Annotated in this window: 13 protein-coding genes and 2 pseudogenes; 8 read left to right on the forward strand and 7 right to left on the reverse strand. The window is 67.8% G+C overall.

Features of this window, described 5'->3' with window-relative positions; all coding sequences use genetic code 11:
- Window positions 1-157 precede the first annotated feature (157 nt).
- Entirely contained in the window at window positions 158-595 is a 438-nt protein-coding gene (locus OG917_RS15325; protein ID WP_328318161.1) for a VOC family protein, read from the forward strand.
- 27 nt (window positions 596-622) lie between these two features.
- Here the strand turns inward: OG917_RS15325 and OG917_RS15330 are convergent, their stop codons facing one another.
- Entirely contained in the window at window positions 623-1,831 is a 1,209-nt protein-coding gene (locus tag OG917_RS15330; RefSeq protein ID WP_328318162.1) for an eCIS core domain-containing protein, read from the reverse strand.
- Window positions 1,832-1,861: 30 nt separating this feature from the next.
- Window positions 1,862-2,356, reverse strand: a complete 495-nt coding sequence (locus OG917_RS15335; RefSeq protein WP_328322309.1) for a hypothetical protein — start codon at window positions 2,354-2,356, stop codon at window positions 1,862-1,864.
- Between OG917_RS15335 and OG917_RS15340 the strand changes: the two are divergent.
- From OG917_RS15340 to OG917_RS15350, 3 genes and pseudogenes are all read left to right on the forward strand, one after another.
- Window positions 2,337-2,729, forward strand: a pseudogene (locus OG917_RS15340) (Scr1 family TA system antitoxin-like transcriptional regulator); the annotation flags it as partial. The gene OG917_RS15335 and the pseudogene OG917_RS15340 sit on opposite strands and share 20 nt — an antisense overlap.
- Complete coding sequence (locus OG917_RS15345; protein ID WP_328318163.1) at window positions 2,726-2,938, forward strand: DUF397 domain-containing protein; 213 nt, start codon at window positions 2,726-2,728, stop codon at window positions 2,936-2,938. The pseudogene OG917_RS15340 and the gene OG917_RS15345, both read left to right, overlap by 4 nt.
- Window positions 2,939-2,962: 24 nt before the next feature.
- On the forward strand, window positions 2,963-3,175 hold the full coding sequence (locus OG917_RS15350) for a DUF397 domain-containing protein (protein WP_328318164.1): 213 nt from the start codon (window positions 2,963-2,965) through the stop codon (window positions 3,173-3,175).
- A gap of 547 nt (window positions 3,176-3,722) precedes the next feature.
- On the opposite strand, the gene OG917_RS15355 is transcribed toward OG917_RS15350, so the two are convergent.
- Window positions 3,723-4,055, reverse strand: coding sequence for a hypothetical protein (locus tag OG917_RS15355; RefSeq protein WP_328318165.1), 333 nt, complete (start codon window positions 4,053-4,055; stop codon window positions 3,723-3,725).
- A 54-nt stretch (window positions 4,056-4,109) separates the two neighbouring features.
- A complete protein-coding gene (locus tag OG917_RS15360) occupies window positions 4,110-6,296 on the reverse strand; it encodes an alpha/beta hydrolase (protein WP_328318166.1) in 2,187 nt (728 codons plus the stop codon).
- Between the two features lie 75 nt (window positions 6,297-6,371).
- Between OG917_RS15360 and OG917_RS15365 the strand changes: the two genes are divergently transcribed.
- Window positions 6,372-6,620 (forward strand): hypothetical protein, encoded by a 249-nt coding sequence (locus OG917_RS15365; RefSeq protein ID WP_328318167.1) that lies wholly within the window; start codon window positions 6,372-6,374, stop codon window positions 6,618-6,620.
- A gap of 122 nt (window positions 6,621-6,742) precedes the next feature.
- Here OG917_RS15365 and OG917_RS15370 read toward each other — a convergent pair whose 3' ends face one another.
- Window positions 6,743-7,309 (reverse strand): hypothetical protein, encoded by a 567-nt coding sequence (locus tag OG917_RS15370; RefSeq protein ID WP_328318168.1) that lies wholly within the window; start codon window positions 7,307-7,309, stop codon window positions 6,743-6,745.
- 218 nt (window positions 7,310-7,527) lie between these two features.
- Here OG917_RS15370 and OG917_RS15375 point away from each other — a divergent pair.
- Both OG917_RS15375 and OG917_RS15380 read left to right on the forward strand, forming a co-directional pair.
- Window positions 7,528-8,138: pseudogene (locus OG917_RS15375) on the forward strand (hypothetical protein); the annotation flags it as partial.
- Window positions 8,139-9,069: 931 nt separating this feature from the next.
- Window positions 9,070-11,199 carry a HelD family protein gene (locus OG917_RS15380; protein ID WP_443058963.1) on the forward strand — a complete coding sequence of 710 codons (2,130 nt, stop codon included), beginning with the start codon at window positions 9,070-9,072 and terminating at the stop codon, window positions 11,197-11,199.
- A gap of 70 nt (window positions 11,200-11,269) precedes the next feature.
- Here OG917_RS15380 and OG917_RS15385 read toward each other — a convergent pair whose 3' ends face one another.
- The gene (locus OG917_RS15385; protein WP_328318169.1) at window positions 11,270-11,962 is read right to left on the reverse strand and encodes a copper homeostasis protein CutC; all 693 of its coding nucleotides are present in this window, start codon (window positions 11,960-11,962) and stop codon (window positions 11,270-11,272) included.
- 111 nt (window positions 11,963-12,073) lie between these two features.
- Here OG917_RS15385 and OG917_RS15390 point away from each other — a divergent pair, with 111 nt between their 5' ends.
- A complete protein-coding gene (locus OG917_RS15390) occupies window positions 12,074-12,742 on the forward strand; it encodes an HD domain-containing protein (RefSeq protein ID WP_443058964.1) in 669 nt (222 codons plus the stop codon).
- Between the two features lie 197 nt (window positions 12,743-12,939).
- Here the strand turns inward: OG917_RS15390 and OG917_RS15395 are convergent, their stop codons facing one another.
- Window positions 12,940-13,191 carry a hypothetical protein gene (locus OG917_RS15395; protein WP_328318171.1) on the reverse strand — a complete coding sequence of 84 codons (252 nt, stop codon included), beginning with the start codon at window positions 13,189-13,191 and terminating at the stop codon, window positions 12,940-12,942.
- Window positions 13,192-13,302: the final 111 nt, after the last annotated feature.

Consider the following 13,302-nt stretch of genomic DNA (forward strand, 5'->3'; position numbering starts at 1 on the left):
GTTTTCCGGCGGTCGTGACGCGTCAGGCTCTGGTCGGAGCGCCCCGGACTGCCGCGTACGACTCAAGTCCCATGGGGTCCCCTACGGGACAGGTGCCAGGAGGGACCGGCCGCGACGGGCCGGGCCGCGTTCCGCACGCGAGGAGAGCGAGGCACACGTGGCGATCCGGTGGAGTCTGACCGTCGATTGCACGGACCCGGCGGCGCTGGCCCGGTTCTGGGCGGCGGCACTGGGATACGTCGAGCGGCCGGCGCCGGAGGGGTTCGCCTCCTGGCCGGAGTGGCTGACGCACCACGGCGTCCCCGAGGCCGAGTGGGACGACGGCGCCTACCTCAGCGACCCGGACGGGGCCGCCCCCGGCCTTTCCTTCCTCAAGGTGCCGGAGCGCAAGGCGGCGAAGAACCGGCTGCACCTGGACGTTCAGGCGGGCGGCGGCCGTGACACCCCCTGGGAGGTGCGGTGGCCGCGTGTGCTGGCCGCCGCCGAGCGGCTGACCGCCGCCGGGGCGAAGGTGCTGAGCGAGGAGGCCCTCCGGGGCAGGCCGGACCATCTGGTCCTTGCCGACCCGGAGGGCAACGAGTTCTGCGTGCTGTGATGAGCCTGCGCCGGGGGCGGGCGGCCCTCAGGCCATCGTGTTGTGCACGATCCATCCCTCGCCGTACATTTCCTTCCCGGTCTTCGGGTCGTAGACGGTCGTCTGGCAGTTGAGGTACGTGGGGATCGACTGCGCGTAGTACTTGTCGATCTCCGCCGCCACCGCGCCCGATGCCCCCAGACTCGCGCCGGTCACCTGTCCGTCGAACACGGCCTCCACCGTGTACACGACGACGCGGCCGGCTTTGATCTCGTCCTTGACGTTGTACTCGGTCATTTCGTGGTGCTTGCGGTTGCCGCCCTTGGTGAGGGGCGTCAGGTTGTCCAACGTGTCGCCCGGGCCGCCGAGGTTGTCGTTGAGGAGGTGGCCCTGCACCATGTACTTGGCGAACCAGTCCCCGGTCGGCGTCCCCTTCTTCGGCCACCAACTGGGCTTGACCTTCGGCTTCCCGCCGTATTTCACGGACGCGGGGTGCAGTTCGGCCTTCATGTAGCTGCCCACTCCGCTCTTCGACGAAGAAGCGTAGGAGACTTTGTGGCGGCCTCCGTAGGCCCGCTGGATGGCCCGGGAAATCGTCGGCTGGGCCTCCTCCGACGTATCGCCGCCCCCCGCGGAACTCCCGGCGGAATCGGAGGTCCTGGCCGAGACCGACCCGCTCATCACCCGATGGGCGTTCTCCTCGGCCTCGCGCTCGAACCGGTCGGAGGGGTCACTCACCCGCAGCCCGCTGCCGTTGTCCGTACCGGCGACCGGGCCTTGGCGCTGCTGGATGACGTGGGTGAGTTCGTGGGCGAGGGTGTGCTTGTCCCCGCCGCCCTGGCCTATGACGACGTGGCTGCCGGACGTGTACGCCCGCGCCCCCAAGTCGGCCGCCGAAGCCTGCGCGGCGCTTCCCGCGTGAATACGGACGTCGGAGAAGCCGGTGTCGAAGCGGGCTTCCATCTCGGCGCGGACCCCGCTCTCCAGCGGGCTTCCCGGCTGCCGGAGGACGTCCTGGGCGGTGGAGCGCTGCACCGCGGGCGTGGCTGCCTGGTGACCGCAGCCGGCGCCGTGCTCGTGCAGCTCCCGGTCCACCTCGTGTCCGGCCTGCCGCAACATCTGGACGACGGCCGCGTTGCCCGCGGTGCTCTGCAGTCCGAGGATCCCCCGGGGGGCTGTCCGCGCTGGTTCCGCAGGGCGCTGGTGGCGGGCCGTTCCCCTTTTCCCTTCGGGCGCCTCGCGCTGTGCGGATTCCATAGCTCTCCTCAGCTCTGCTCACACCGGTGGTCAGCTTGCTTTTCTACGCCAGTCCGACGGGGGAAATCCAGGTGCCCAAGGGCAGAATCCAGGTCCGAAGAGGCAGACTTGAGGTCCCTGGCCGGCGACCGGCGGTTCGATCGGGCGGGACCACTCCGCCACCGGCGGCGAACCCACCGGCTCAAGGCCTGACCGGCGGGTACGGCCGGCCCGGTCGGCAGCGGGGTGCACGGAACGTGCGCCGCCGGCGGAGCAGGCCGGGCCGCGCAGCTGATCGACTGCCGTGCGGAGTGCTTCGAGCTCGGCCACACGTGCCGCGTTCCGCTCGGCGATGGCAGCGTTCAGCCCCGCGAAGAACCGCACGCGGTACGCCAGGTCCGACTCGATCCGTTGCAGTTCGGCGAACAGGGCGGGCAGCTCGGCCCGTTGCGGGGCGAGCACGCGCATGATGCGGGGAAAGCGCCGCCTCAGCAGGACCTGCACGGATCCCGCGGCGCGGACCAGCCGGACCAGCGAGTGCGTCACAGCTCCCCCTCGTGCTCGGTCCGCCAGTGCCGCCCGCGCAGCACACGGCATCTGTCGGCCTGTCGGCGGCTCCGGCGTCATGGACGCGCAGTTGGCGAGCCTGGTCGAGTTCGCCGAGCTGCCGAATACGGTACTCCAGGTCGCCCCGTACAACATGGGCGAACACCGCCCGTTCGACCTACCGCTGTACATCCTGACGCTTCCGGACCGCCAGCTCATGTCGTACGCCGAGTCGGCACACCGGGGCCATCTCGAACGCGAAAGCTCGCTCGTGCTGCCGATGCTCACGGCCTACCATCAGTTGCAGGCCGAAGCACGCTCTCAGACGTCGTCTGTGGCCATGATCAGCCAGTTACGAAAGGGCACCCCGTGACGACCGACCTCACCCCCCGCTGGTTCACATCCTCGTACAGCAACAACGGCGGCGCCTGCGTCGAGATCGCCGCCAACCTCATCGCCCCGCACGGCATCGTCCCCGTCCGCGACTCCAAGAGCCCCAGCGGCCCGGTCCTGGACTTCCGCACCAGCTCGTTCAGTTCGTTCATAGCGGGCATCAAAAGCGGAGAGTTCAACACCGTCTGACCGCACGCCACGAAAGGGCACCCCGTGACGACCGAACTCTCCCCTCGCTGGTTCAAGTCCTCGCACAGCGAGAACGGCGGCCAGTGCATCGAGGTCGCTGCCAACCTGATCGCCGCGCGCGGCACGGTCCCCGTCCGCGACTCCAAGAACCCGAGCGGCCCGGTCCTGGACTTCCGCACCAGCTCCTTCGCCTCCTTCGTGGCAGGCGTCAAGGCCGGAGAGATCGGCGCCGTCTGACCACCCCCGGCCGACAGGCAGCGGTTCGGTTCAGGGCTGCCCCGCTGTGCACTGCACGGCGGGGCAACTCAGACCGGCAAGTCCTCCCGGCCTCCGGGCCACCCCCGGTACGGATCCAGCAGCTCCGCAATCCTGCGCTTTCCGACCCGGCGTCGTTCCTAACGTCCGACCTCCGTCAAAGTACCGGTGAACGTCAGCGCCCTGTTGGACGCGTAAAGGCGGCCTTCCACCAGCCCGGCCCTGGAGACGAACGCCGAGCGGTCCTCGCTGTCGGTTGCCTCAGGGAGGACCTGCCACCCACACTCGGCCAGGTATCCCGTACTTCGACGGAGTAACGCGTCATTGGATCGCGCCTCTCCGGGGTCCCAACCCGCAATCCGTACGTAAGCCGACTCGAATTCGTCGGGGGGATGAACCGCCCCGGAGGAGGCGGCCCTGATAGCGGCACGTAGTTCGGACGCCACCGTACGGCGGGCTTCCTCAAGGGTCATGCGCAGAACCTTCGTCCATCTTTCTTTTATTTTTCGGTGTGGCGGCGTCCGCGCCGTCAGCCCTGGTCCACCAGGCCGTTGAAGGAGATCGCAGTGGCTTGGACACTGAAGGCGCCACCGCCCGCATCGGACGTTGCTGCGTAGAGCAACGGATCCTCGTCGTTCCGCCGTCGGTCGTCGACAGTCCAGCCGGCGCTGTTCAACTGATCGACGAGCGCATTGGTGAGCTCCTGCACCGTCCTGCTATCGGCCGCGTCGAACGCAGTCACTGCCACGCCCTCCGCCGACACTACAGAGGGGAGGTCCATCGTCGTCGGGTCGGCCAGCACAGCGGTCAGTACGGACCTGACGGCGTCGGCGAGCTGGTCGCTGCCGCGGTCATGCGTCACTCCGCCTCCTTCCCGCATACATTCAGCGAAATACGCAATCGGATAAATGTGCACTCAGAAAGCAAATTTGATGGCCGAGTCCAAGAGGTCCTTTCCTTTACTGAGAGATTTATTCCCGGCATCCAGGCCGCTGCCGATCATGTCACCGCCCTTATCCAGCACAGTGTCCTGCGCGTCGTCGAGTGAGCCGAGGACGCTCCTCCCCTTCTCGACCTCACTCGCCCTCAAATCGTCCAGCGACTTGATGATGTCGGTCACGTTACCCACCCCGTGGGACGGGTGAATAAGGGTGTCGCCAAGGTCGGAGTAAACCTTTCCACCACCATTCAGCAGGCCGACACCCAGGTCCAGGCTGTCGTCGAGGATCCTGCCGCCGTCCTTCTCGACTCCGGTAACCATTTCCGAACCGGACCGGAATACATCCTTCCCTCCCGTTGCGACATCCCCGAACAATTGCCGTGCATTGTTCTGGAGACGATCAAATTCCAGAACTTTAAGTACCGGAAAGGTAGCGAGATCCAGCAACGGCTTGGCGGCCAATTTCGCCGTCTTGCCCGCGGCTTCAGCGGCGAAATCAGGTGCACCATGCTCCTTGGCCGCTTTGAAAGCTTGCTTGTATGCCAGATCACCGGCCAGATTATTGATCTCTCCGACGAGCGCCTCCGGCTCCACCTTGTCCAGCATGTTGTGCTTGTTGAGCACGCCGTTCAAGGGCCTGATGATGTCGGTGAGCCCGCATCTGCCATTGAGATAGTTCTGAACGATGGGGTCAAGGTCGCCGCCCATCCTGCTGACCACATCGGCGGGCACCCGCTCGTGCAAGAACGCGACCAGCTCCCGGATCTCGGCTGCCCCGGTCATCTCCTCGTCGAGCGAGGTGTGGGTGAAGGTCAGCTGGTGCGTGTCCCCGAACAGAAGGCGCTGCATGTTGGACAGAGATTCGGTGCCTCGGTTGTAGTACTGAGAGTGACCAGTGGATCCTGTGGTGCCGAGCCGGGTGATGTCCTTGAAATCAGCAGGGTCGTCCCCTAGCCCCTGCGTGTACGAAACGGGGTCCTCCGACGCCCGCATCGCGTAGAACTTGGTGCCTGACAGATGAAAGTCCGCCACCGAATGTATATTCGACCCTAAACCCGGGCTCCCCATAAAAGTCACATTGGCTGCGTCATTCAATCCACCCTGGAGCGCCTTACTCGTCACAAGAGTGCCGTAGCTGTGCGCGAAGATACTCTTGGTAGCACCGGGTTCCAGATTGACCGAGATACCCTGCTCGAATGAGCTGAGTTCATTTCCTCCGACGACCGCCTTTGCCGGATCCACGGAATCACCGATTTCCGGGGTGTCGTAGCCGAGCCAGCTCACGACTGCGGTGTCCCGCTGCTCGATTCCCTTGCTGTCCTGAGCGAGTTCATACCCACCGTTACTGAAACCGTTAAAGTTGTCCAGACGGTTAGTGATCCCAGGGATACGGAATGCGATATTCTTGGAATTTTCGAGATCCCCCACCACTTCCGCTACTCGACCGTCAGGAAAAGGTGCCGATTTAGGGTCGGACGTCGATCCAAAGTGAGCGTCGAAGACGAGGAACTGCCGTGGAACCTCAGCCTGGGTGACCTTGTTGGTCTTCGGGTCGACAAAGGATTTGATACGCAAATCAAGGAAGGACCTGAGTGCGTCGACGCGGTCTTTGGTACGTTTATACGCGGAATCGTTCGGTGCGAGCCCCTGCAGGAGCTTGGACTCCTCTTTGAATTCCTTCTGGATCGATATACGATTGGCCGCGAACCGCACATTGGCCGGCGCACCGTCGAGGTTCCCAACAGCTTTGGGGTCGGTTGCAGCAAGCGCCGCCTGCTGCTGCGGGGACAGTGTGGCGAAGTAGTCCTTGACAGCTTGCGCGCGCTGCTTCGGCGTATCGTGCACATGCTGAGCAAGGATCTTCTGCAGAGCGGTGTCAAGATTGTGGCCTGCACCGGATGACTCAGCGAGAGCGGTGGGCAGGCCGAAGGTCGAGAGAGAGTCGAACGGGGATTCCGACGGGCTTCTGAGGATGGTCGCACGTCGGCGCAGATCGCGTGCGGTGTCACGCAGCCAGCTGCCTACGGCAGTCAGACCTGAAACATCGTCGGACACCCCGAGAGTCGCTGCCCGACTTATAAGTTGAGGAACTGAATCCGCTTTACTGTCCAGCGACTTGGCCAGTCGGTCGAGCATATCCGGATCCGCGAAAACCATCCCCATGTGCTAGTACCGTAGTGCCTCGCGCTCCTCGATGGTGATCGATTCTGCAAACAGTGCGGTGAACTAGGGGTCTTGATGGGAACGACCGAAGCCGGGAAGTTACGCAAGCTCGCGGAGGACGTGAGATCGCTCCTCGACGACCCCGTCGCCATCGCCTCCGACAAACATGCCAAGTCCGGCGAACGATGGACCGGGCCGAACGCAAGCGATGTACGGGGTGGGCTGGCCGTGCGCGCGAAGCGTCTGAGTACCTCGGCAGCGGAGATCGACAGGAAGGCCGAGAAGGAGAAGAAGGCCGGGGACAGCCCCGGGAAAAGGCAGTAGCCGGGGGCATCGAAGCGGTCGGCGCCTGTTCCACATCCGTGGCGGGAGCCATCCAGGAGGGCCCCCGTGCCGCGAGTCGTAACGACGCAACCGTCACCTTGTCCGCCTCGCACGGAGACGCATCAGCTCTTGTGCCAGGCCGGGTTGCGCAGGCACCCCGTCACCACCTGCACAGCAACGGTCTGGGAGATCTTCCCGGACGTGAGCCGGAACGGCGCGGCCGAGATGATCGCCGTGCCGTCCACGTCGGGCTTCTTCATCTGCCTCTCCACACCGCCGGGTTCGCCCGGTGATGTGGTGGGTCGCCCGCTCTCGGCCCTCCACCCCATGGACTTCAACCGCGCGGCCACCTGATCCACCAGTGCGACAGACTTCCGGTGTTCCGCCGGCCGTGTACCAACCCGCACCGTACTGGTGGCGATGAGCTTGCTCGCGTCCTTGCCGTCGACGACGTCGGATCCACCACACTCCGTGTTCCCACCAGGGACTTCCTGGATTTCCTCTCTCGGAAGAGTGGACTTCACCGCCTTCAAGGCATCGGGATACATCAGGTCCATAGCCTGGTGATAGCTCGGGCCCGAAACCTTCGGCTCGACCTGACGGCCCGAGTCCGGGCTACCGGAACACCCGGCGGCCGTGATCACGACAAGGAGCGCAAGCGAGACATTCCGGGGATCACGGCTATGCATCTGAACGTTCCTTTGCCTGGTGGGGTGCGACGGGTCGGCGTGGAAGCTTGTTGCCGGAACGGCTGCGTCATCAGAACTTCCGGGATCTGCCTAGAACTTACCCGGAACGGCTGTGGCGGGCGTCGAAGACGGAGGGGTCGGCACGGCCTGGCCGTCTGTCCCGCACACCAAAATCAGCGTTGCCCGAGCTTGCGGTGCACGGTGGGGTTTCGTGCATGTTCTGGCGCGACGTGGTCCGCAAGGGGCATGAGGGCGATATAGGTGCGATGGACTGCTCGGAGACGATGTTCTGGCAGGACGCCGGCACCCTCCCCGACGACCCGAATGCACCCACCCCCGAGATTCTTGCCGACTACGCCTACGACAAAATCCGAGTCCCGGATACCAAGATCGAGGTAGAACCCACGCTCAGGTCCACGGTAAATCTGCCGACCTGGATCTGGCTGGACAGGGCTACCTTCAAGGAGGTCAAGGTCCGGGCAGAGTTGCCCAACACCCCGCTGTGGGCGATGACTACGGCCAAGCCCGTAGCTCTGCATCCGGATCCCGGCACACAGAACGAAGAGACGTTTCCGGCCTCCGGTGATTGCCAGATCGGCCACGACGGTTCTATCGGCACCCCGTATGCGAAGGCCATTCCGACAGAACCCCGCCATGCGGCATCAGCTATCTGGGAGCCACCACGGGACAGCCGTACCAGCTCAGCGCGTCTGTCACATGGGAGATCTCCTGGCAAGGGACCAGCGGGGCAAAGGGAGTCCTTCCGAATGGCAATTTCCAGACTACTCAAGATATGACCGTGCAGGAGATCCAGACCATCAATCGGTGAAACGAGTCCTGGTCCGGCGGATCAGGGTGGACGGATTGGCCCTATGCCCGCCCGGGTGTCACCGAGCTGGGCAAGATCGTGCACCGGGGCAGATATTCGTGGTTGGGGAACTCGCTAAGGGCTGTCCCGTAATCCCTGGTGGATCAGCGCGGGGCGTCAGATGCGGTGCATCGCAAGGCGGAGGGGCGCTCGCATACTGGATGTATTCGGGCGTTCCGACAACGCGGCGAGGCGCCGTAGCTGTCGTCGTGCGCCCGCCGGGGATTACGGGACAGCCCTTAAGGACACCTTTATGCCGTCGCAAATCGGCTGCGGTCCCTCTGCCCGGCGCCGCAGCAGCCCGCACCACCCGGTGTCCGATGAGCACAAGGCTCTGGTCGGCATCTCCGGCCGCTTCGAGGTGGTCCACCGCACTCAGTGGTCCCGCCCGGAATCTCCTGGACTTCTTCCTTCGACAGGGTGGACTTCACAGCCTTCAGGGCGTCCGGATACCTCAGATCCATCGCCTGGCGATAGCTCGGGCCCGACGCCCTCGGCCCGGCCTGGCGGCCCGGGTCCGGCGTGCGGGAACACCCCGCGGCCATGAGCACGGCGACGAGCGCGAGGGCGACGTTCCGGGGCGCCCACGCCTCGGCATCTGTACGTTCCGTTTCCGTAGCCGGCGGATTCGCAGTCGATCCTCGCCGGGCCCGGCAGCACGGGGCAAGTGACCGGCCCCTCCAGAAGGGGGAGCCGGTACGGAAAACCCGTTGGCCCCACCCCCACCACCCCGACTACAATTGCCCCTTCCCCCGCCTCCCCCAGGGAGCGCCGCCGCCCGGACGGAAACCGGCGGCTGCCACGTCGTGATCCGCCGTACCCGCCCGGAGGCCCCACCGTGCCCACGCACGTCCCGCAGGACATTCCTGACATCCCGGACACGCCGTCTCCCGTGCCCGGTGCAGCGCCGGAACCCGGCCCGGCCGGTGCCGCCGCCGCGGAGCCTGCGACCACGGGTCCGGACGACCCGCTGGCGCGCGAGCGGGCCCACCTCACCGGGTCCCGCGCGGCCCTGCGCGCCATGCGCGAGGACGTCCAGGGGCTGGACATCCGCGACGTCACCGCGAACTGGGTCAACGCCGCCGTCCTGCAGGCGCAGATCGATGACCGCATCAAGGCGCTCGCCGACCTCGCGCACACCCCGCTCTTCTTCGGCAGGCTCGACTACCAGCACGCTCCCGGCGCGGAGCTCGCCGAGGGCGGGGGCGGCGAGCAGTTCTACATCGGGCGCCGCCATGTGCACGACGCCGAAGGCGACCCGATGGTCATCGACTGGCGCGCCCCCGTCTCGCAGCCCTTCTACCGGGCGTCCACCAAGGACCCGATGGACATCGGGCTGCGGCGCCGTTTCGGCTACACGGGCGGCGAGCTGACCGCGTACGAGGACGAGCACCTGACCTCCCCCGAGTCGTCCGACCAGCACACCACCAGCAAGCTGCTCCAGGCCGAGATCGAGCGCCCGCGCGTGGGGCCGATGCGGGACATCGTGGCGACCATCCAGCCCGAGCAGGACGAGATCGTACGGTCGGACCTCGGCGGCACGGTGTGCGTCCAGGGCGGCCCCGGCACCGGGAAGACCGCCGTCGGCCTGCACCGGGTCGCCTACCTCCTGTACGCGCACCGCGAGCGGCTGGCGCGCACCGGCACCCTGGTCGTCGGGCCGAACCGGTCCTTCCTGCACTACATCGAACAAGTACTCCCCGCACTGGGCGAGTTGGAGGTCAAACAGGCCACGGTCGACGACCTGGTCGCAGGTGTCGAGATCAAGGGCACCGACTTGGCGGAGGCCGCCGTCATCAAGGGCGACGCCCGCATGGCCGAGGTGCTGCGCCGGGCCCTGCGCTCGCATGTGACCGTGCCGTCCGAGCCGGCGATGGTCGTACGGGGATCACGCCGCTGGCGGATCCCGGCGTACGAACTGGCTGAGATCGTCGACGAGTTGCTGGCCCGAGACATCCGCTACGGCGCCGCGCACGACGCGCTCCCGCAGCGCATCGCGCACGCCGTGCTCGTACGGATGGAGCAGGCCGGCGAGGCGCCCGACGACCGGGTGCAGGACGCGGTGGCCCGCAATCCGGCGGTGAAGGCCGTGGTCAAGGCGGCCTGGCCGCAGGTCGACCCGGCCAAGCTGGTGCTGCGGCTGCTCTGCGACGCGGAGTTCCTCGCCGCGCACGCCGATGGCCTGCTGACCGGCGACGAGCAGCGGACCATCCTGTGGGAGAAGCCGGCCCGGTCGGTGAAGTCCGCCAAGTGGTCCCTCGCGGACGCGGTGCTGATCGACGAGGCGGGCGATCTCGTCGCCCGGACGCATTCGCTCGGCCATGTCGTGCTCGACGAGGCGCAGGACCTCTCGCCGATGCAGTACCGCGCGGTGGGCCGGCGCTGCTCGACCGGGTCGGCGACGATCCTCGGCGACCTGGCGCAGGGCACCACGCCCTGGGCGACGTCGGACTGGGACGAGGCCCTGCGGCACCTGGGCAAGGGCGGTGCACACGTGGAGGAGCTGACAGCCGGCTTCCGTGTGCCGCGCGAGGTCATCGCGTACGCGTCCAGGCTGCTCCCGCACATGTCACCGGGGCTGGCCCCCGTCTCGTCCGTCCGGGAGAACCCGGGCTCGCTCGAAGTGCGGCCGGTGCTGGATCTGGACGCGGCGGCCGTCGCCGCCTGCCGGGACTCCCTGCGCCACGAGGGGTCGACGGGCCTGATCGCGGCCGACGCCCGCGTTCCCGCGCTGTCGGCCGCGCTGACGGCTGCCGGCCTGGCACATCTGGATCCCGGGCAGGAGACCAGCGCCGAATCCCGGCTGACGCTGGTGCCCGCGTCGCTCGCCAAGGGCCTGGAGTACGACTACGTGGTCCTGGACGAACCGGCAGCCGTGGTGGCCGGTGAGCCCGACCTGCGAACCGGCCTGCGCCGCCTGTACGTTGCCCTCACCAGGGCGGTGTCCGGCCTGATCGTGACGCATGAGCTGCCGCTGCCCGAGCAGCTCTCCGGTCCCTCGGGGGACGCCTCCCAGCGGTAGCCGGGGAGCGCGAGGAGCGTGGCCCGGTGCGGGCCCCCGTGACGCGGGCCCGCACCGGGCCCCTGGCGCCTCAGCCCCCGTCCAGCGCGCCCCGCCACTCCCGCACCGCGGCCGCGTCGACCGGCAGCGACCAGCCGCCGGGCCGGGCGGCGCCGCCGATGTGCACGGCGTCGACGCCTCCGGCGAGCAGCCGGGGCAGGTGTTCGAGGCGCAGTCCGCCGCCTACGAGGATCTGCGCCTCGTATCCCGGCTCACCGCTGCGCGCCGCCTCGGCGAGCAGAGTGGGCATGCCATCGGAGACCCCGGCGGGGGACCCTGCCGTGAGGTAGGTGTCGAGCCCGGGCAGATCTGCGAGCTCCTTGCGCAGTGCGTCGCGGTCCGGTGCGCGGTCGATCGCCCGGTGGAACGTCCAGGGGCAGCCCTCGATCTCCGCGACGATCCGCTCGACGGCGACCAGGTCGGGATTGCCCTCGGCGTCCAGGAAACCGAGCACGAACTGGTCCGCGCCCTCGGCCCGCAGCTTCCGTGCCGCCGCGACGAGCGCGTCGACGTCCCCGGCGGCGAACCCGTCGGCGAGCCGCAGCATCACGCGCAGCGGGATATCGACGGCGGCGCGGATCGCCGCGAAGGTCTCACGGGACGGTGTGAGCCCGTCGGCCGCCATGTCGGTGACGAGTTCCAGGCGGTCGGCACCACCGGCCTGGGCGGCGACCGCGTCCTCGGCAGAGAGCGCGATCACCTCCAGAACTGCACGGTTGCTCATCAATTCCCCATCTTCGACGGCCTATGTCTACAGGTCTACAGGTCTAGTCCAGTGGACACCCTACGGCCAGGCCCCGCGCCCCCACAGCCCGCATCCGGCCTCACCGGCACAATGTTCCTCATGCCTCAGGACGCACCGCCCGACCTCGCCACCCGCTGGCACCAGGCCCTCTCCGCCGCCTGCGACGACTCCGCCACGACCGGCGCGCCCGGCCCGGATCCGTACGCGGAGAACCTGCTCGCCCGCTGGGCCGAGCCCCACCGGCGGTATCACACGACCGCCCACCTCACGGCGGTGCTGGAGCACATCGACACCCTCGCGGGACATGCCGCCGACCCGGCGGCCGTGCGGCTGGCCGCCTGGTTCCACGACGCGGTGTACCGGCCGGACCGGTCGGAGAACGAGGAACGCAGCGCCCAGCTGGCCGAGCGGGCACTCGCCGAGGCGGGGGTGCCGGAGGCCCGTACGGAGGAGGTGGCCCGGCTGGTCAGGCTGACCGTCGGCCACGACCCGCTGCCCGGGGACACCAACGGGGAGGTGCTGTGCGATGCGGACCTGGCGATCCTGGCCGCCGAGCCCGCCGCGTACGCGCGGTACGCGGCTGCCGTACGGGAGGAGTACGCGTTCGTGCCGGACGAGGCGTTCCGCGAGGGCCGTTCAGCGGTGCTGCGTGAACTGCTCGGGCTGCCGAAGCTGTTCCGTACGGAGCACGGGCAGGCGCAGTGGGAGACGCGGGCGCGCCAGAACCTGGCGACGGAGCTGGAGCTGCTGACGCTCTGACCCGGCCGCTGCCAGCGGTGCCATCGGGGCTACCGGGGCTACCGGGGCTACCGGGGCTACCGGGGCTACCGGGGCTACCGGGGCTACCGGGGCTACCGGGGCTACCGGGGCTACCGACGATGAGCGACCGACGGCCGACGGTCCACGACCGACGGTCACGGCCGACAGCGTATTTATCCGGCCACCCGCCGCCCCGGTCACCGGCAGACATCCCCCCGGCTGCGGGCGTTGGCCAAGGCATTGCGGGCGATCAACTGCTCACGCGCCGTAGCTGCCCGGAGGGCACTCTCGGGACACTCCCACTCGGCGCCGCCCGCAGGCGGTCGCAATCGTACGAACCCGGCGTCGCGCCCGATGACCTCTCCGACCAGGCCACACCGGGTGTCCGTGACGTACGCGCCGTTCACCGGCCCGCCGTCCGCCTCCTGGGCATCTGTGCTCACCGTCATGTCTGCTCTCCTCCCCCAACTGCCCCGCGACATGCACAGCGTGACCACGGACCACCCGCCCGCACCACCAGTGCACACCGGACCTGCACCACCCGGCCACATCATCCGGCC

This window comes from Streptomyces sp. NBC_00388, assembly GCF_036061255.1.
Classification (GTDB): Bacteria; Actinomycetota; Actinomycetes; order Streptomycetales; family Streptomycetaceae; genus Streptomyces.

Coding starts and splice junctions, on each gene's coding strand:
- OG917_RS15385 (WP_328318169.1), bottom strand. CDS start 11,962: ATGAGCAACCGTGCAGTTCTGGAGGTGATCGCGCTCTCTGCCGAGGAC.
- OG917_RS15330 (WP_328318162.1), bottom strand. CDS start 1,831: ATGGAATCCGCACAGCGCGAGGCGCCCGAAGGGAAAAGGGGAACGGCC.
- OG917_RS15370 (WP_328318168.1), bottom strand. CDS start 7,309: ATGCATAGCCGTGATCCCCGGAATGTCTCGCTTGCGCTCCTTGTCGTG.
- OG917_RS15395 (WP_328318171.1), bottom strand. CDS start 13,191: ATGACGGTGAGCACAGATGCCCAGGAGGCGGACGGCGGGCCGGTGAAC.
- OG917_RS15360 (WP_328318166.1), bottom strand. CDS start 6,296: ATGGGGATGGTTTTCGCGGATCCGGATATGCTCGACCGACTGGCCAAG.
- OG917_RS15390 (WP_443058964.1), top strand. CDS start 12,074: ATGTTCCTCATGCCTCAGGACGCACCGCCCGACCTCGCCACCCGCTGG.
- OG917_RS15365 (WP_328318167.1), top strand. CDS start 6,372: ATGGGAACGACCGAAGCCGGGAAGTTACGCAAGCTCGCGGAGGACGTG.